The 17,103-nt window shown below is 67.2% G+C and carries 17 protein-coding genes and 3 pseudogenes; 11 read left to right on the forward strand and 9 right to left on the reverse strand.

From position 1 onward, the window contains the following. Positions 1-289: 289 nt before the first annotated feature. Complete coding sequence (locus tag ACGFZW_RS00665; RefSeq protein ID WP_393890790.1) at positions 290-652, reverse strand: hypothetical protein; 363 nt, start codon at positions 650-652, stop codon at positions 290-292. A 203-nt stretch (positions 653-855) separates the two neighbouring features. Here ACGFZW_RS00665 and ACGFZW_RS00670 point away from each other — a divergent pair, with 203 nt between their 5' ends. The 4 genes from ACGFZW_RS00670 to ACGFZW_RS00685 are packed head-to-tail and all read left to right on the forward strand — an operon-like array spanning position 856 to position 2,793. Next, positions 856-1,275, forward strand: coding sequence for a hypothetical protein (locus ACGFZW_RS00670; protein WP_393890791.1), 420 nt, complete (start codon positions 856-858; stop codon positions 1,273-1,275). Next, the gene (locus ACGFZW_RS00675; RefSeq protein WP_393890792.1) at positions 1,235-1,753 is read left to right on the forward strand and encodes a DUF6879 family protein; all 519 of its coding nucleotides are present in this window, start codon (positions 1,235-1,237) and stop codon (positions 1,751-1,753) included. Before ACGFZW_RS00670 ends, ACGFZW_RS00675 begins: the two co-directional genes overlap by 41 nt. A gap of 7 nt (positions 1,754-1,760) precedes the next feature. Then, positions 1,761-2,624 carry a helix-turn-helix domain-containing protein gene (locus ACGFZW_RS00680; protein ID WP_393890793.1) on the forward strand — a complete coding sequence of 288 codons (864 nt, stop codon included), beginning with the start codon at positions 1,761-1,763 and terminating at the stop codon, positions 2,622-2,624. Further along, on the forward strand, positions 2,617-2,793 hold the full coding sequence (locus ACGFZW_RS00685) for a DUF397 domain-containing protein (RefSeq protein ID WP_393890794.1): 177 nt from the start codon (positions 2,617-2,619) through the stop codon (positions 2,791-2,793). The genes ACGFZW_RS00680 and ACGFZW_RS00685 overlap by 8 nt, the downstream gene beginning before the upstream one ends. A gap of 1,018 nt (positions 2,794-3,811) precedes the next feature. Here ACGFZW_RS00685 and ACGFZW_RS00690 read toward each other — a convergent pair. Then, positions 3,812-5,114: pseudogene (locus ACGFZW_RS00690) on the reverse strand (diacylglycerol/lipid kinase family protein). Beyond that, the gene (locus tag ACGFZW_RS00695) at positions 5,006-5,638 is read right to left on the reverse strand and encodes a pentapeptide repeat-containing protein (RefSeq protein ID WP_393890795.1); all 633 of its coding nucleotides are present in this window, start codon (positions 5,636-5,638) and stop codon (positions 5,006-5,008) included. Before ACGFZW_RS00695 ends, ACGFZW_RS00690 begins: the two are co-directional and overlap by 109 nt. A 75-nt stretch (positions 5,639-5,713) precedes the next feature. Between ACGFZW_RS00695 and ACGFZW_RS00700 the strand changes: the two genes are divergently transcribed. The 3 genes from ACGFZW_RS00700 (at position 5,714) to ACGFZW_RS00710 (ending at position 7,696) form a co-directional block, all read left to right on the forward strand. Continuing rightward, the gene (locus ACGFZW_RS00700) at positions 5,714-6,391 is read left to right on the forward strand and encodes a DUF2238 domain-containing protein (protein WP_393890796.1); all 678 of its coding nucleotides are present in this window, start codon (positions 5,714-5,716) and stop codon (positions 6,389-6,391) included. 350 nt (positions 6,392-6,741) lie between these two features. Further along, the gene (locus tag ACGFZW_RS00705; protein ID WP_393890797.1) at positions 6,742-7,173 is read left to right on the forward strand and encodes a DUF5958 family protein; all 432 of its coding nucleotides are present in this window, start codon (positions 6,742-6,744) and stop codon (positions 7,171-7,173) included. A gap of 73 nt (positions 7,174-7,246) precedes the next feature. Next, positions 7,247-7,696 (forward strand): IS5 family transposase, encoded by a 450-nt coding sequence (locus ACGFZW_RS00710; RefSeq protein WP_393890798.1) that lies wholly within the window; start codon positions 7,247-7,249, stop codon positions 7,694-7,696. A gap of 372 nt (positions 7,697-8,068) precedes the next feature. Here the strand turns inward: ACGFZW_RS00710 and ACGFZW_RS00715 are convergent, their stop codons facing one another. Further along, on the reverse strand, positions 8,069-9,262 hold the full coding sequence (locus ACGFZW_RS00715) for an MFS transporter (protein WP_393890799.1): 1,194 nt from the start codon (positions 9,260-9,262) through the stop codon (positions 8,069-8,071). 105 nt (positions 9,263-9,367) lie between these two features. Here ACGFZW_RS00715 and ACGFZW_RS00720 point away from each other — a divergent pair, with 105 nt between their 5' ends. Beyond that, on the forward strand, positions 9,368-9,976 hold the full coding sequence (locus ACGFZW_RS00720) for a TetR/AcrR family transcriptional regulator (RefSeq protein WP_393890800.1): 609 nt from the start codon (positions 9,368-9,370) through the stop codon (positions 9,974-9,976). Between the two features lie 220 nt (positions 9,977-10,196). Here the strand turns inward: ACGFZW_RS00720 and ACGFZW_RS00725 are convergent, their stop codons facing one another. From ACGFZW_RS00725 to ACGFZW_RS00735, 3 genes are all read right to left on the reverse strand, one after another. Then, entirely contained in the window at positions 10,197-10,973 is a 777-nt protein-coding gene (locus ACGFZW_RS00725; RefSeq protein WP_393890801.1) for an SDR family NAD(P)-dependent oxidoreductase, read from the reverse strand. Positions 10,974-11,132: 159 nt separating this feature from the next. Next, the gene (locus ACGFZW_RS00730) at positions 11,133-11,891 is read right to left on the reverse strand and encodes an SDR family NAD(P)-dependent oxidoreductase (RefSeq protein ID WP_393890802.1); all 759 of its coding nucleotides are present in this window, start codon (positions 11,889-11,891) and stop codon (positions 11,133-11,135) included. A gap of 109 nt (positions 11,892-12,000) precedes the next feature. After that, positions 12,001-12,267 carry an Atu4866 domain-containing protein gene (locus ACGFZW_RS00735; RefSeq protein WP_393890803.1) on the reverse strand — a complete coding sequence of 89 codons (267 nt, stop codon included), beginning with the start codon at positions 12,265-12,267 and terminating at the stop codon, positions 12,001-12,003. Between the two features lie 139 nt (positions 12,268-12,406). On the opposite strand from ACGFZW_RS00735, the pseudogene ACGFZW_RS00740 reads away from it, so the two are divergent. Next, positions 12,407-12,568 (forward strand): annotated as a pseudogene (locus tag ACGFZW_RS00740) (transcriptional regulator); the annotation flags it as partial. A 189-nt stretch (positions 12,569-12,757) separates the two neighbouring features. Here the strand turns inward: ACGFZW_RS00740 and ACGFZW_RS00745 are convergent. Further along, the gene (locus ACGFZW_RS00745; RefSeq protein ID WP_393890804.1) at positions 12,758-13,654 is read right to left on the reverse strand and encodes a LysR family transcriptional regulator; all 897 of its coding nucleotides are present in this window, start codon (positions 13,652-13,654) and stop codon (positions 12,758-12,760) included. Between the two features lie 156 nt (positions 13,655-13,810). On the opposite strand from ACGFZW_RS00745, the gene ACGFZW_RS00750 reads away from it, so the two are divergent. Together ACGFZW_RS00750 and ACGFZW_RS00755 are read left to right on the forward strand one after the other, a co-directional pair. Then, positions 13,811-14,605, forward strand: a complete 795-nt coding sequence (locus tag ACGFZW_RS00750; protein ID WP_393890805.1) for an alpha/beta fold hydrolase — start codon at positions 13,811-13,813, stop codon at positions 14,603-14,605. A gap of 503 nt (positions 14,606-15,108) precedes the next feature. Further along, a pseudogene (locus ACGFZW_RS00755) lies at positions 15,109-15,864 on the forward strand (tryptophan--tRNA ligase); the annotation flags it as partial. Positions 15,865-16,074: 210 nt separating this feature from the next. On the opposite strand, the gene ACGFZW_RS00760 reads toward ACGFZW_RS00755, so the two are convergent. Continuing rightward, the gene (locus ACGFZW_RS00760; RefSeq protein ID WP_393890806.1) at positions 16,075-17,022 is read right to left on the reverse strand and encodes a hypothetical protein; all 948 of its coding nucleotides are present in this window, start codon (positions 17,020-17,022) and stop codon (positions 16,075-16,077) included. Between the last annotated feature and the right edge of the window lie 81 nt (positions 17,023-17,103).

Below are 17,103 nucleotides of genomic sequence, written 5' to 3' on the forward strand. Positions count from 1 at the left end.
CCTTTTTCGGGGTACTGGCCGGCCGGGATGGGAGCTGGATTCCGCCCCGCGAGGGCATAGGCCCGCACCCGGGAGCCGGCAGAGGTCACCTCGGGGGCGGAAGATCATCGGTTCACGAGCCAGAGCGCGATGCCAACAGGCGAAGCCGCGAGGATTAAGGAGGCCCTGGAAGACCCACTGACGCCAACCGAGGGGACGTCGGGGGCCTCCTTCGCTGCTACGCCAACAGCCAGAGGCGACACGATGGCCAGGAGCGCCAGGACGTAAGCCACTTGCTGCCGGCGCGAAATCACCCGGCATCCGTCCGACTCCTCTGTGAGTAGACGGTCAGGAAGCGGCTCGTCAGCAGGCCCGTCTGACGCAAGTAGCTGAACGCGCTGAAGGCCGGCGTCTCGTCCGTGGGCCGGTGATTCAGATCCAGGAGCTTGTACGCCTCGGAGAACAGCGACTTGACCTTCGGGTCGTTGTCCGCGCCCAGCTCCTCGCCGAGGAGCAGATTGAGGTGCCCGATCAGGGCAGCGGTCCACCAATCGATGTCCGCACGCGTCGAGGTGCTCAGCGCCATGCCGAGGGCGGTGTCGACGCTGTCCCCGATCAGCTCCTCATCGATCGGCCGGTCGTCAATGCTCCGGATTTCGGCTTCGTCAGTCACGGTGGGCACCACGCATCTCCCCTCGGTACCGCATGGTTTGCGGCTGCCTTGGCTTCTCGGTCGACACGAAGGTAGAGCTCTTGACGACCAACTCCCAAACAAATTGCGCGAGTTTGCAGCAGGTCCTTTGACGGGCTCGAATGGCTCCTCGACCATCGGCTTGTCGCGCAATTTTGTGCAAGGCGGACGACAGGAGAACGGCCATGAAGCTACGGTTCCTTGGTAAGAACTCCCAAGCGGGCGACTGCCCGACCCTCTACGCCACCGACCGAGACACCTACCTCGTCCAGGGGTGGAAGATCTTCGCAAACGATCTGCTGCTGCAGCTCACCCTTTCCGAGGGCGAGACGGCCGTGGAGGTACCCATCGAACTGTTCGAGCACCTGGAGAAGGACGGCCTCCCGCCTGGCGAGTTCAAGCGCCTTGAGGACCCCCTCATGGTCCTCACACCCGGCGGTACGTACGTTGTCCAGGGCCGGGCGGTAACCGACCGCGAGGCATTGGCGCAGATGTCGATTCCGGACTACGAGAGCGTGGTCGAGGTCTCCAAGGCCGCGATCACCGCCCTACTGGAGGAACCACGTGGAGCTGATCTCCAGCGCGGAGCGCAACCAGCTCTTTGAAAGCTTCGGGCACGACGCCTTCCACCTGGAACTGAGGGACGACTACTCAGTACCGGCAGAAGACGGCCCGTACGAGAGCTGGCTCCGCGGAACAGTCGACAACGCCTTCATGGCGCCGTGGACACAGCTCATGAAGCGCGTCACCAACTCCGGGAAGACAGTGCGCCGGGTGCGGGTCGTCACCGAGCCCCATAGCTCCTACATCCACTGGGAGTACGCCACTGCCCACGTCAACGTGGAGGTCGGCGAGGACATCCGATGGCTACCGCGCCACAAGCTGCCCGAACTGGCCTTCCCGGTGGAGGGCAATGACTGGTGGCTCTTCGATGACAAACTCCTGGCCGTGGGGCACTTCGACGACACTGGGAGGGTCCTCGGGTCCGAAATGATCGATGATCCCGAGACGGTCGCCGAATGCGTGCGCGTGCGAGACCTGCTCTGGGCTTTGGCCATCCAGCACTCCGAGTACACGCCCTGACCGTTTCATGAGCGACCAAACACAAGAGACACGCGAGGCGTTGGGGGCCCGGCTGCGTGGATTCCGCAAGGACGCGGGGTACAGCAGCGGCCGCGCCTTCGCCGCAGCCGCAGGCTGGCAGGAATCCAAGGTCTCGCGTATCGAGAACGGCAAGCAGAATGCGAGCGAGGAGGACATCCGCCTCTGGTGCCGCTCGACAGGGCACGAAGCCGACCTCCCCGACCTGGTTGCCACAGTTCGCCACATCGACGAGATGTGGATGGAGTGGCGCCGACAGCTCCAGGACGGGGCCGCGAACCGACAGAGAAGATCGCTGCCGCTCTACCAGAAGACCAAGGTGTTCAGGATCTGGGAGCCCAATGTCATCTGGGGCACCATCCAAACCGCCGACTACGCCGAGGCCATCTTCGACGAGGTATCGGGCTTCCACGAAAGCCCACCTGACACGGAGGCGGCAGTGGCCAAGCGCCTCGAACGACAGAAGTACCTCTACGAGGGCAACCGGATCTTCAACGTGCTCCTCGGCGAGCAGGCCCTCTACTCAAACCACGGCGGATCCGAGGTCATGAGGGCACAACTGGACCGGCTCCTGTCCGTGTTGGCGCTCCCACGGCTCAGCCTTGGCATCGTGCCGCGATCCGCCCGCCTCGCCCTTTGGCTCGGGCACGGCTTCTCGATGTTTGACGACAAACTCGTCATGGTGGAGGTCCTCTCCGCAGAGATGTCCGTGACGCAGCCGAGAGAAATCGAGCTGTACCGCAAGGCATTTGCCCTTCATCGCCAGTCCGCCGTCTACGGCCAGGCTGCCAGGGACCTCATCCTGACTTCCATCGATCACTTCGACCGCCAGCGAAGAGGAAATCGTGACTGAAACGCCGAACTGGCACACCAGCACCTACACCAAGTCTGACAACTGCGTCGAAGTCGCCGATAACGACCCGGCCGAGGTCAAGGTCCGGGACTCCAATCGCCCGGGGGATGCAGTCCTGGCCTTCCCGCAGGTCGCCTGGGACGAATTCTTAGATTTCGTCAGGCGCTGAGCCCCGCGAACTCTCGCTCACCACGTCTGGAAGGTGTGCGTCTCCATGTCGAGCGAGGCGGGTTGGAGGGTCCGCCCGTCAGCAGAACCCCGGCAGCCGGGATCGAGGTCAGCGCCTCAAACTCGCAAGAACTGCCTTCGCCGCGTTCTCGCCCGAGATCGCTGCGTCAGCCAGCGAAGGCATGTCGAGCTGGTAATCGCCGGCCAGGTGGATCGGCCCGAGGGGGTTGCGCAGCGTCGGCAGCGATTCGCGCCTTCCGGGAGCACAGAAGGCACCACACGATAGAGCCGTCGCACGATCTCTTCCCCTAGCTTCCCTTCGAGCTGGGGGTAGACCGAAAGCAGGTCCGTAGCGAACCGAGCGACGATCTCTTTGTCGGAGAACTCGAACAAGTTGTCGACCACGGCGCCGCCGGCGAAACATGCCAGCGCACCGCCAGGCTTCCGTGTTCCGCCCTTCCGAGTGGCGGCGGCTGGTTGAACATCGCCTGGAGCGAGAGCTGCGGCGTGGAGACGCCGAAGTATTCGTCCCAGGGCTGAGGCCCTTCCTCCTCGGTGAATAGACCCGGATCGAAACGTCCCGGTCGCGACCGGGGAGGGGCTGGATGAGGGATGACTGCGCACTTCGTGCGTGTATCCGGGCCTCCCACGGGTGGCGGGCCCGAGCGCGGCAGCGGCGATGAAGAGGGAAACACCCGGTCCGGGCGCCGTGCCGTTGACGTAGCGCTGGAGCACCGTGCCCCGCGTCGAACGACGCGCCCAGGTGCGCACCCGCTCCGGGGATGCGGTCGAGAAGGTGACGCCCGTGATCAGGAGATAGGGCAAGAGATAGGCGAGCAGCAGCAGAACGGACAGATCCGCGCCCGAGATCTGCACCAGTCGCCGTCGAAACCGAGGAGGAGAGCTGACGCGCCCGCGGCGATGAAGGCGCTCACCGTGGATCGGCGGCGTTCGGAGAGCCACTGGTTCCGACGGCGTCGAGGGGGGTGGCTGATGCACGGGCGAGCTCCTGGGGCCGTTCAGCTGCGGGTCCGCTCAGCGGTGGTCCGCCCGGTGCGGCCGAACGCGAGGTCGATGATGCGTCGCCAGTTGACGGGCGGTGCGGGTGCGACGACGCCTGGGCGGTCGCGCGGTAGCAGGACCCGCAGCGCACCTGGCCGCAGTGTGCACACGACCAGGGTGGGCATCCGCAACGCCTCGCCGTCGACCGCCACCGGCATCTCGTCCATGTCGACGGTCACGTTGACGCGCTGCGCGGTCGGGACGGTCGGCCCTGCGGATTGCGAGCCCCGAACGGCGAGGTTGGTGGCCTGCGCCGCATCCTCCACCCGGATGCTCAGCACCCCCAGTTCGCCGCCGTCGAGCCGGGGCCGGCGGCCTCCGCCACCGAGCTCGTCAGGCGTACGGGTTGTTGCTGACCAGCAGCGCCTGCTGGGACGAGAGCTCCGTGCCGTCGATGCGTGCGTCGAGCCGGCGCAGGTGTTCGCCGAGCAGCAGGTCCGGCATGAGGTCAGGGCCGTGCCCGCCTTGTCGTCGCGGTACTCGGGACGTTGCACGACATCGGCGTACACCCCGAACGACACGGTGTTGACGAAGGCACGGCCGGCGACGTCACCGAGGTCGACCCTGAGCTCCTCGCCATCGGTCAGGGCGTCGAGGCAACGGGAGGGGTCGGAGCGGTCGAGGCCCAAGTCCAAGGCGAAGCGGTTACGAGTGCCGGCGGAGACCACGAGGAACGGCAGGTCGTGCGCGGCGGCGACCGCCGCGACCAGGGCCTGAGTGCCGTCGCCGCCCCGCGACGCCGAGCAGGTCCGCCCCCTCGGCGACGGCCCGTCGGGCCAGCGCGGCGACGTCGGCCGGGGCGGACGGGTCGAGCAGGATCACCCGTGCGCCCAGCTCTTCTGCCCTTTCGACCAGCCCGAAGCGGCCGACCTTCCCGCCGCCGGATTTCGGGTTCATGATCAGGACCGGCCGTTTCGGCGGGGACACGGCGATCGCCCGCATCGGCCTCTCCGGGCGCGCTCTGCGCAGCGCAGCCCGGGCGCAGGCCAACGCCACACCCCAGCACAGGGACAGGGCCAGAGCCGTCACCCACAGCCCGTCGTATGCCAGGAGCACGACGACGGCGACGGGTGCCGCGACCGCGAGAAGCGCACCGAGCAACCGCACCGAGCCGCGGTGCGCCACGAACCACCAGATGCCGATGCCGCAGATCACCAGGCCGAGGAAACCGGCCCCGATGACCACCAGCCCGCCCTCTCCGAGCGCGAGGAGAAGCACGACCACCGCACCGATGGCCGCAAGCACGGCCAGGCGCGCCAGCCACCGCGCGGCGCTCCCAGCCGAGCCCCGCTCCGTGACGCGGCGACGCGGAGAATGAGATGTGGCATCGTCGCCATGCCGAGCCTCGCGCCGATGAACGATGCCTCCCCATTGAACTTCGCTCCGCCGAACACGGCGGTGGCGGCTATGTCGGTCCGGAGGAACCAGGCACCAGCGTCGAAGGTGGCCCGCTCGAACGAGGCGCCGCCGCCCACGTGCGCCCCCTCAAACCGAGCCTCGCCGCTGAACTCCACGCCGTTGAACTCGGCGTTTCCTTCAATATCCGCTCTCGTGAACCAGGCACTGCCGCCGAACCTCACCCCATCGAACGCAGCGTCACCACTGAAGGCTGCCTCTTCGAAGTGGGCTGCGCCATGGCAGCTGAGGTCCGGTCGGCCGATGTGGCCGCATCGAGGACGTGGTTGGTGACGTAGGAGCGGACGCGGTCGCGGATGTGACGTTGCTCCTTGTTGGCCAAGTGATCGTTCAGTGGCGCGGCATGAATTTACAAGCGGGATCGACATGAGTAGGGGTACTCATTGCTCCCCGGCGCCGAGCTCCAGCAACATGGCTCCATCTGGACCAAGGAGCCCTCCCCCATGCCCGAGCCCATCCTCACTTCGCCCTCTGACCGCTCTGTGTCCGAGAAGCGTGCACCGCGGCGGTCGCTGCCGATTGCCCTCGTCGTGGTCGTCGTCGCTGCCATGGCGCTCTCTGCCTGGAGCCCGCGCGACCCAACGACGTGGCTGCTGGAGACCGTGTGGGTGCTGGTCGGTCTGCCGCTGGTCCTCCTTAGCCGTCGGCGGTTCCCGCTCACGAATCTTCTGTACGGTCTGCTCGCCGCGCACGCGCTGGTGCTCGCCGTGGGCGGCCACTACACCTATGCGCAGGTCCCGTTGGGCGACTGGGTGAGGGAATGGCTCGGGCTCGACCGCAATCCCTACGACAGGTTCGGGCACCTCGTGCAGGGGTTCGTACCCGCCGTCCTGGTACGCGAGTTGCTCAGCCGGACCTCGCCGCTGCGCGGCAGTCGCTGGCTGGCGCCGCTGACCGTATGTGCTTGCCTGGCCTTCAGCGCGGCCTTCGAGATGTTCGAGTGGGCGGCTGCGTTGATCGGCGGACATGCGACCAATGACTTCCTGGCTACTCAGTCCGATGTGTGGGACACGCAGTGGGACATGTTCTGTGCACTGATCGGGGCGACTATGTCGGTGCTGCTGCTGAGCCGTGCGCACGACCGTCAGCTCGACGCGCTCGGCGCAGCGGAGCAGCGGTAAGGCCGTGACGGTGGGTCGGGCGGCTGGGCCCTCTTCGTTTGCCACACGGGGCCAGGCGCACGTCCTGGGCGGCCGATTTCCTGGCGACGTGAGGTCAAAAACGGCTGTGCTGCCCTCTGCGGCCTGGGAGTAGCTCCGATGTCGAGCCATACCGGCGACTTCGGGTTTGGCCGCTCACGGCGCCATTCTGAAGGCCGATTTTTTTCGAGAAGTCGCAATCTTGCTGCGCCGCCGGCGCCAACTCCAGCGCTAGGCCGTTTCCTGTGGCTCATTGGCGTTGGTCAGGGGAGGAATCGTGCTGCATGCAGCTGGCTCGCTCTCGACCCGAGGCGAAGTGGAATGATCGAGAGATGTTGGGGACCAGCAGTGAGGACGGGCGAGCCGTACGGCGTGAAGCCGAGCGGGTCGTCAACGAGGTCGCGCAAGGACTCCGCACGTTGGACGATGGGACAACCTGGTTCTCGGCCCTTTCCCCAGCAGGAGGGCAGGCGGTATTGCAAGAAGTCGCCGGCTACGTGATGCAAGCGCACATCACGACGGCGGACGGGCGCGCGGGAGTTGCCCGGTCCGGAGTGAAGCCCACGGCTAACCCTTCGGTGATGATTTGCATGGACCCACCCCGCTACGGGTTTGCGGCCCTCCCCGCCGACGAGCACGTCAAAGCGTTCCGTGTCCTTGTTTCGGTGTTCTCCGTCGCGGACACCCGCCGCAGGCAGATCTACTGCAAAGACACCTGCGGACACGCATGGCACAACTTGCTTCCCTCAGTTGAGAGGTCGTAGCCGCGACGGCACAACGATCCAAGCGAGGCACGCCGGGAAGTTGCCTGCGGATCATCTGATCGTCTGCGGATGTGTGTCGTTGACTGACGCCCAGTGGGCACGCATCGAGCCGTTGTTGCCGGACCGGACACCTCCCCGGGGTGGCCGGTGGCGTGATCACCGGCAGGTGATCGACGCGATCGCGTTCAAGTACCGCACAGGAACACCGTGGATGGACCTGCCCGAACGGTTCGGATCGTGGCAAGGCGTTCACGACCGGCTGCGGTCCTGGGCCGCCAACGGCACCTGGGAGAGAGTGTTCACCACTCCGCTGGTCCAAGCGGATACCGAGGGCGACCTGAACTGGTTCGTCCCGGTCGACTCCACCATCGTCCGCGCGCATCAGCACGCGGCCGGGCCCGTCAAAAGGGGCCCCGGCCGGCGAGCCGAGCCGCGAACCGCGAACCGCGAACCGCGAACCGCACGATCATGCCCTCGGACGGCCCCACGGCGGCCTCACCACGAAAATCCACCTCGCCGCTGACAGCCACTGCCGGCCGCTCGCCACCCTCACCGTGGGCCAGGCCGGTGACGCACCTGCGTCCGAGCCGCTCATGGCACGGATCCGGGTACCGGGACAGGTCGGCAGACCTCGAACGACACCGGCCGTGGTCCTGGCCGACAAAGCGTACTCGTCGGACCGGAGTTCGCAGCCCTGCGCTACTTCGCCCTCAACGGCACCGACCACCGCACCCACGAGGAGCAGAACGCCGCCATCGCCGCCTACATCCGCTGGCACAACGCCCACGCCGAGCCCAAGACCAACTTCGCCCCCGACTCGTCAATCCGCCAGTGGACCTCATACCCGTCCATGGCTGCGTGACAAGCTACGAGGCGTGGTCCGGTCAGTTCTCGATCAACGCCCTGCGGGGAATGCTGCGCGCCGGCCGAAGCCGACCATGACGAGCGCCATGAGTGTGAGAGCGATCATCACGGCTGGAAGAACCGGTGCGCCCACGCCATCGACGACCACAGCCCCCACAGCACCACCGGCAAAGATCGCCATGTTGAAGGATGTCGTCAGCATCGCGTTCGCCGCATCGGCGTTCTCGCCCGCGGCCTCCCCCATGGCTGTTTGCAGCTGCGTCGCCGAGCCGCCGAAGGCGAGGCCCCACAGGACGATCGCGAGCAGCACGAGCGCAGTGGACTGCTGCGCGGCGGCAAGAAACGCCCCGGCGACGATGAACAGGATCACACTCGCCAGGGTGAGCCTGCGAAGTGTGCGGTCGACGAACACGCCGGTGATCCAGATGCCTCCGAGCGCAGCGACGCCGAAGACGAGAAGTGTGACGTCGGGCCGGAGCGCAAGACGCATCTGCTGCAGGTAGGAAGTGATGTAGGTGTAGAGCAGGTTGTGCGCGAGCATCCAGACGAATACGACGGCGAGGATGGTCGCCACGCCGGGAATGCCCAGCACTCGGCTGAGCGGAGCGCGTGTCTGCGCCGACTGCCCCGGGGCGTCGGGCACGAGGAACTTTGCGAAGACCATGACGATGACGCTGAGCAGTGACATCGCGGCGAAGGACCAGCGCCACCCGACCGTCGAGCCCAGCCAGGCGCCAAGTGGTGTTCCGACGCAGAGTGCGATCGGGGTTCCGGTCATGGCGATGGCAAGGGCGCGCCCGGCGTGCTCAGGTGCGGCGATGCGCCGGGCGTATCCGGCGAGCATGCCCCACAGCAGACCGGAGAAGGCTCCCCCGACGAACCGGGCGACAAGAGCGACGGGGAACGACGGCGATACCGCGGTGACGGCGTTCGCGACAAGGAAGCCGAGCAGGCCCGCAAGGAGGAGCGGCTTCCGCCGTGCCCCGCGCGTCAGCGCGATCGCGGGTATCGCCGAGAGGACCGTTCCGATCGCGTAGGCGCTCACGAGCTGGCCGGCGCCGCCTCCGGAGACGTCGAGTCCGGCGGCGAGCTGCGGGAGCAGCCCCGCCGGCAGTGTCTCGGTCATGATCACGATGAATCCGGTACACGCCATCACCACCAGTGCCGGAACGGGGAACGACTCGTGCGCTCGCTCGCGGACCGGCGTGGGGCACGTTGTGGTCATCGGGTCGGACTCCTCCACTAGTTATGGATTGACTGATCCGATATTGATCGACGTGCTGACAGGTGTCAAACTGGACCAGTCAGTCCGCAATAGAGGAGGTTCGCCGTGTCCCCCGTCGGCCGTCCCCGCACCTTCGATATGGAGGCCGTCTTGGAGGCCGCGATGCTGCTGTTCTGGGAACAGGGCTACGAAGCGACATCGCTGGCCCAGCTCCGCGAGACCACAGGGCTGTCCTCCGCGAGCCTCTACGGCGCATTCGGCTCGAAGGAGGGACTGTTCGAGAAGGCCGTTGAGCACTACATCGCCGGACCGGGCAGCGTCACCGATGTTGTGGCCGACGAGGCGGAAAGTCCCCGCGAGGCCATCGCCCGCCTCCTCCACGGGTCGATCAACATGCAGACCGACACATCCCACCCTCGCGGATGCCTCGTCGCCCTCTCGGGGACGGTCCGGGCACCGGGAGCGGGCGAGGCCGGAGCGCGAAAGGTCGTAGCGGCGCGCCGCGCAGCGGACCGAGCACGCATCAGGGCGTGCATCGTACGCGGCATCGCCTCAGGAGAACTCGCCGAAGACACCGACGTGGACGGCCTCACGTCAATGATCCACGGCTTCTTGCTCGGTATTTCGACACAGGTCTGTGACGGCACATCAGCACGGCACCTGCACGCCGCGGCCGACGCCGTGCTCGCGAACTGGGACACACAGGGACGCTGACGCTCACGCGCACCACACGGCGACATCGGCCCACGCACAGCCCCCGGAACCGCACGACTTCAGGCGACATGAATCGCGTGCACAAGCGGCGGCCCACCTGTCCGCCCTGGCCCGCTGACTGCCGGGCAACCCGTCGAATACCCGGCCAACGATGCAAGACGAGCCACTAGCTCAGACACTACGAGCCGTGGCCACCAGAGACACATTGCCTGGTGCGGCGCTATACCGCGGTGAAGCCGCCATCAGCGGCGACCACGGCTCCTGTGATGAAGCTGGAGCGTGGTGAAGCCAGGAAGCACAGGGCCTCGGCGATCTCTTCGGGCTGCGCGACTCGACCCAAGGGCTGCGCCTCGGCGAAGGACGCCAGGTATGAGCGGCTGTCGGGGCGGATCGTGTCGAGGAAATCGGTCTCGATGACGCCTGCGGCAACGAGATTGGCGCGGATGCCCAGTGGCCCGCCCTCGACGGCGAACACCTTGGTCAGTTGTGCCAGAGCGCCCTTCGACGCACTGTAGGCAACGCCTTCGGGCAGGGCTACGGTGCTGGCATAGGACCCGGTACTGACGATGGCACCGCCACCGCGGCTCTTCATGACCCGGAAGGCTTCGCGGGCGCAGAAGAACGAGCCGCGGGCGTTGACCGCCATCACAGCGTCCCAGTCCTCGGCGGTGGTTTCGGTAATGGGCTTGTTCAAGGTGCGTCCGGCGTTGTTCACCAGGATGTCCAGTCCTCCAAAGGTACCCAAGGCCGATTGCACCGCGCGGGCGGCGGTCTCTTCTCGCGTGATGTCGCCGCGCATCGCGAGTAGGCCGGGAAACTCTTCCGACAGAGTCGTGATGTCAGGTCGTAGGTCGACGGCGACGACGCGGGCGCCGCGGGCGTGGAGAAGCGCTACGGTCTCCTTGCCCACGCCCCGCGCGGCCCCGGTGACGAGGGCGGTCTTCCCGGCGAACTCGGTGGATTCGGATGCTTCGGCGGACGCGGTTGCAGGTGTCATGGTGTGGTCCCTGGAGAAAGTGGATGTGAGGGCCGGCGCCGGTGCGGGCTGTCTGAAGCTGGGCAGTGCGTGAACGGGTCAGGTGGGCCAGGCCGTTGACGCGCTCACGGGGTGCGGCGTTCGAGGCAGGCCGTCGTGGTCGTCGCGCGGCTGGGTCGTTCAGTGCGCGGTGAGCCCGCCGTCGACCACCAGCTCCGCGCCGGTGACGAACGAGGAATCGTCGCAGGCCAGGAAAAGGATCGCGGGGGCGACTTCGTCGGCGCGGCCGGCTCGGCGCATGGGGGTGCGTTGGATGTCCGGCTGCTGGACGCCCTGATCGTCCAGGAGGTCCTGGATCATCGGCGTTGCGATCACCCCAGGATGCACCGAGTTGATCCGTACTCCCTGCCTGGCGTACTCGACCGCGGCGGTCTTGCTCAACAGGCGCACGGCCCCCTTGGACGCCTGGTAGGCCGCAGCCGCACCGCTTCCCACCAGGCCGAGAACCGACGACGTATTGATCACCGACGCGTTGCCGCTCGCACGCAGGAGCGGCATCGCCGCCTTCATGCCGAGCCATGTGCCCTTCTGGTTCACGTCAATGACACGGTCCCACGCCTCTTCCCGTGTGTCCTCGATACCTGGCCAGTCCAGGATGCCGGCGAGGTTCACGAGCACGTCCAGCGTTCCGAACCGGTCGCGCACGACGGTGATCACTTCGTCCCACTCCCGCGCCGAGGAGACATCGAGGCGGGCAGCGACGACCTCCGCACCGCGTGCCTCGATCCGGTGGGACAGCTCCCGCAGAGGGCCTTCGGCGACATCGGTGATCACCAGCCGGGCGCCTTCGCTGGCGAAGAGCTCGGCCGTCGCTGTGCCGAGGCCGCCAGTCGCGCCCGCGATCAGCGCGACCTTGCCGTCAAGTCGTTGTCCTGTCATGAAGGTGGTCCTTGATTCTCGTTGATGTTGGATGACTGTTGTGTCGGCCCTGGTGTGCCGACGGCGGAGTCGCACCCCGGTACCAGGGCGGTCACGGGCCCGGCCTTCCCTACGAGTGCTTCTGCTCCCGGTAGAGCACGAGGTGCTCGTGATAGAGCACTCCGTCCCGGATGTCGCCCGTGGCGGTAAAGCCGGTGTCGTCGACGTAGTCCAAGTGGCGGCCGGTCACCGTGTACCGGCCGGTGTAGGCGCCGGCCCGCTCGCCGCGGGCTTCGTCGTACCGACCGTCCGGCAGCAGCTCCTGCCGTATGTGACCATCCGCGGTCACCCACACCCCGACCACGCCGACCTGGTCGCCCTCAACGGTCCCGGCCATGGCGGACTCCTCTCCTCAAACGGTGCGGTCCTTCCCGCTCCACCGAGTCTGGGCAGGCCACCGGCTCTCAACCAGGACGTGTGCTGCCTGGGCATGGCACACCCAGGCAGCACACCGAGCCCTCGCCCAGCCTGAACACATGGACGACAACCACCTGGGAGACTTCCTGCGCACACGCCGCGCCGACCTGCGGCCGGAGGCAGTCGACATGGCGAGTTACGGGCCCCGCAGAGTCGCCGGACTGCGCCGCGAGGAGGTCGCCGTCCTGGCCGGAGTCAACGCCGACTACTACACCCGCCTCACCTAAGTGCCGGCCCCTTGCCGCCGAGCGGCATTCCCTCGTCGTCGGCGACGAGGCCGCTCTGCCCGAACTCGCGCGGGGCGGCCAGCCCTCCTCAACGCCGTCGGGCGCCGTTCGGCGTCCGACGGCGGGCGGATCATTGGTTCCAGGTTCGAGTCATGGTCGACGCTGAACATCCCGGGCCAGGTGCTACGCCCGGCCCCTCTCGGCCGCCTCGTAGCAGGCTTCAATCAGGGCGCGCAGCTCGGCCCGGGGCGGCCCACTCCGTACCGCCAGGTAGGTCCACATGACGGGCGCCGGTTCGCTCAGGGGACGGAACACCACGCCGGGAACAGGGAGCTGGCCGGCATGCGAGGCGTAGAAGACCGTCCAGGACGGTTTGCCGTGGCCGATGGAGGCGAGGGTGTCCTGGTCATTGGTGAACTCCGGCCCCAGGGCGGGCACATAGCCGGCCGCCCGGCAGGAACGCATCACCACGTCGTGGAGTGCGGGGTTGCGGGAGCGCGGGGAGAGCCGCAGCGGCAGATCCGCGAGCTCGGCCAGTTCGACAGTCTCCCGCCCGGCCAACTCGTGACCCGCGGGCAGCGCCGCCATCAGTACGTCCTGCCACAGTGGCAGGAACTCCAGCCCCGGTTCGGTCCGTTCACCACGCAGCAGGGCGGCGTCCAGGTCACCGGCCCGCACCTGCTCCAGGCGTTGCTCGGTGCTGCCGGTGACAAGTTCCAACGGAGCGTATCCGGCGCGCCGGGTGAACTCTGTGAGTATGGCGTCCAGCCAGTCACCCAGCCCGGAGCTGGTGCCGAGGCGCACCGTGACGGCGTGTTCGGCGCGCAGTTCGTCGATGGCCTCCCGGGCGCGCGTCTGGAGGCCGAGCATCTCTCTGGCGTACGGGAGGAGTCGGTCGCCGGCCTCGGTGAGGCGGACAGTGCGGGTGGAGCGGGCGAACAGCTCCGTACCCAGTTCGCGTTCGAGTCGGCGGAGCTGCTGGCTGACCGCGGACTGCACGATGTGCAACCGCTCGGCGGCACGGCCGAAGTGCAGTTCCTCCGCCACGGTGAGGAAGTAGCGCAGCTGACGCAGTTCCATGACCCCGGCCCCCTGTCCACCACGACCAGCATTGATCACCGTTCGCGATCAGTGTAGACGCGGATCGCTCATTGGCCGGCGGAGGTGATCGCGGTTGGCTGGGGACATCACGAACCGCGCGGCCCGCAAGGGCCCACGAGGCAGAGGGAGACCGCCATGCCCAGCCTGGACATCAATGACACCACGCTCCACTACGAGGACGAGGGGATCGGCCCGGTGCTGCTGTTCCTGCACGGCTGGGGCACCAGCGGCCGGACCTGGGGCGCTCAGCTGCCCGATTTCACCCGGGACCACCGGGTCGTCACCGTCGACTGGCGGGGCTGCGGGCGATCGGCTCGCCCCGTTCGGGGCAACACCACTGCCGGGGTGGTTAGCGACCTGGTAACAGCGATCGACGCTCTGCGGCTGGACCGGCCGGTGGTCATCGGCTCATCGATCGGCGGCACCTTCGCCACTGAACTGAGCCTGCAGCGACCCGAATTGGTCGCAGGAGTGGTTCTCGTGGGCGCGCCGGGGTACTGGCCGTCGACGAAGATTCAAGCTCAGGCGGAGCTCGTGGCCGGTCTGCGCCGGGACCGGGCTGGTACGGTCGCCGGCTGGGTGCCAGGGTGGTACGCGCCGGGCACCGCGCCCGCGCTCATCGACTGGACGGTCCGCCAGATCCTGGACTCCGGCGTCTACATCGATGAGCACCAGGCCCGCGCCGAGGACCACGACCCGCGCCCGACGCTGCCTGGGTTGCAGGTGCCGATCCACTACCTCCACGGTGAGCTGGACACCGCGATCCCCCTGGAAGTGGCCCGGACCTGCGCCGCTCTTACGCCCGGCGCCACGGTCAGCGTGATCGCAGGCGCCGGCCATATGCCACACCAGGAGCTCCCCGACCAGTTCAACGCCGCGCTGCGCGTCGCGCTCGCCCGGATGGCCTCGCCCGCCCACACCACCGCGTAACCCACCCAGGCGCCCTCCGACCGAGCCCACGCCACGACCATGTGGGCGCGTAGCGCGGCAGGTCCGTGCCGGACGGGCGGTGGGCCACCGGCGCCGCACTCTGACGCTCAGCCCGCCCACCCAAGCGCTCACTCGCCAAGTGAAGTGCTCTCAGTCACGAGGAAGGCATACTCTCCACTCGCCCTCAACTCTCAGAAGTCGAGCTCCATGTAGTCGATGTCTGTGAATTCGACCTGGAGGTCGTCGGCGCGGCGACCGCGGTCCTTGAAGTAGATCTCCTGCAAGCCCTCCGGGCGATGCCCTGCTGCTGGCTGGCGCCGGCGGCTTGGAGTCGAAGAGGCGCTGCGGCGTAGACGTGCGGTGTTGCTGGGTGGTCAGCCGGATGTGTCCGTCACCGGCGGTGGGCTGGCGCGCCGCGAAGCACGCACACACCATTCGTCGCTTGCGCTTCGAACCTGGTTGGAAGTGAGAGGAGTGTCGTGGCGATGACCTCTTTCGCCCCAGTACGTCTTCAGGACCTCGGAGTGGAGATGGTCGTGATCATCGCGGATTACCAGGTCCTGACCGACCGCGATGTAGCGGACAACCTGACCGAGCACGTCGAGGAACTGGTATTGGACTACCTCGCCATCGGCGTGGACCCGGAGCGCAGCACGATGTTCACGCACAGCGCCGCCCCGCGCTCAACCAGCTGTTACTGCCCTCCTCAGCCTCGTCTCCGTCCGTGCTGAACCGCGACCCCACGGTCAAAGACGAAATCGCCCACTCGCGCCAGTCCGCCGTCAGCGGCCTGATGCTCACCTACCCCGTCCGCCAAGTCGCGGACATCCTCTCCCTGCTGTCGAGCGCACCCTCCTGCTCGGCACGGACGGCACCAGATGAGCAAGAGCCGCCGCAACGCCATCACCCTGGCTGCCGACGCCGACGAGACCGCCCGCCTGGTCAAGGGGCCAAAACCGACTCCGAGCGCCACATCACCTACGACCCGGCCACTCGCCCAGATGTCTCCTCCCTCCTCCTGCTGGCGCCCCTCTGCCTGGACCGCACCCCCAGGAAGTGGCCGCAGACATCGGCTTTGCGGGATCCGCCGCGCTGAAGAAGACGGTGACCGAGGCGGTCAACAAGTACCCGCCGAACCGAATATGCACAGGACCGCGCCTACCTCCGCCGGGCGCTGCGTGAAAGGCAACGAGCGGGCCAGAGCTGCGGCTGGTGCCACTCTCGCCGAGGTGCGTGCGGCCACGAACAGCGATTACTGACGATCCCGGCACGGTGAGACACCGCCGTCCTCCTGCGACGTATCGGTGTCTCACCGCCGGGGGCGGTTGCCTCTACCGGAAGTCCGAGTGACGGCCGGCGGCGGGCGGGGTGTGATCGGACGTCGCCGCAGGGTGGTGGCCCCGCCCCATGTGCATCCGCCGCAGGGACGCGGGACCACCCCACCCCAGGTGGTTCAGGGATGTGTGCTGCTATCCCTGGCGCTTGACGAACGTCATCGGAACCGAGTTGCCGGGTGCCTGGATCAGGACACGTGCCGGAATGAGGACCATCTTCTGCTTTCGGTCGCCGTTGCCGGATGTGAAGTCGAGCTTGTAGACGATGTATCCGATGTACTTTCCGCCGTTGGCGCGTCCCTCGACCCACCCGGAGACGCCGTCCGGGACGTCGTAGGTGTTGTTCTGCTCGGTCATGGTCGTCCACTTGTTGGTGGTGGTGGTCGACTGGCTGTATTCAAAGCTGAGCTCCGTGCCGGCCGTGCCGCCGCCCGGCCCGCCGGGGGTCTGCAGTTGTGAGGTGACCTTTCCTCCGACGGACCAGCCACTGGTCTGGCTGGTGTCCTGGCCGACCGTGGCCTGGGTCTTGTAGGAGAACTGCGCCTTGCCCATCACTGCCGCTGAGGTCTGCATGGTCGGGTACTTCGTGTCGAGCACGCCGACGAAGCCGCAGGGCTGAGGCTCGCCGCCGGGGGTATGGCTGGGCTGGCCGCACATCGACTTGGCGTCCCAGTTGTCCAGCCACGGCTCCTTGTCGTTGCTGCTGCTCCTGCGGATGTCGGGTTCGTCGGTGGTGATCTCCGATGGGAGGTTGAATCCGCTGCCCAGCTTGGACGGGATGTCCTGGAGCGCCTGGTCGTGCGGGTAGACCGCCTCGACGTCGTCGAGCTTGACCTCCTGTGGGTCCTGTCCCTGAACCGGGTAGCCCTTGACGGATTCCTTCTGGTTCAGGGGCGCGCTCTGGCTGAGGAAGTCGGTGACTTCCTGTTCGGTCTTGAAGTAGGTGTTGCCGTCGGCAGCGTGGGCCGGGGTGGGGAAGCCGATGAGCGATATGCCGGTGAGGAAGGTGGTGGCCAGTGCACCCGCCACCAGACTGCCCTTTCGTGAGCCTCTACGAGCAGGGGTGGTACACAGTGTGGACATGCGGATCTCCTTGACTTGTTGGGAACTTGCTGGGAACTGCTCGGGCGTCGGCCGCTGATCGGTCGCGCCGCTATTCAGAGG

Source organism: Streptomyces sp. NPDC048248, from assembly GCF_043201875.1.
Taxonomy (GTDB): Bacteria; Actinomycetota; Actinomycetes; order Streptomycetales; family Streptomycetaceae; genus Streptomyces.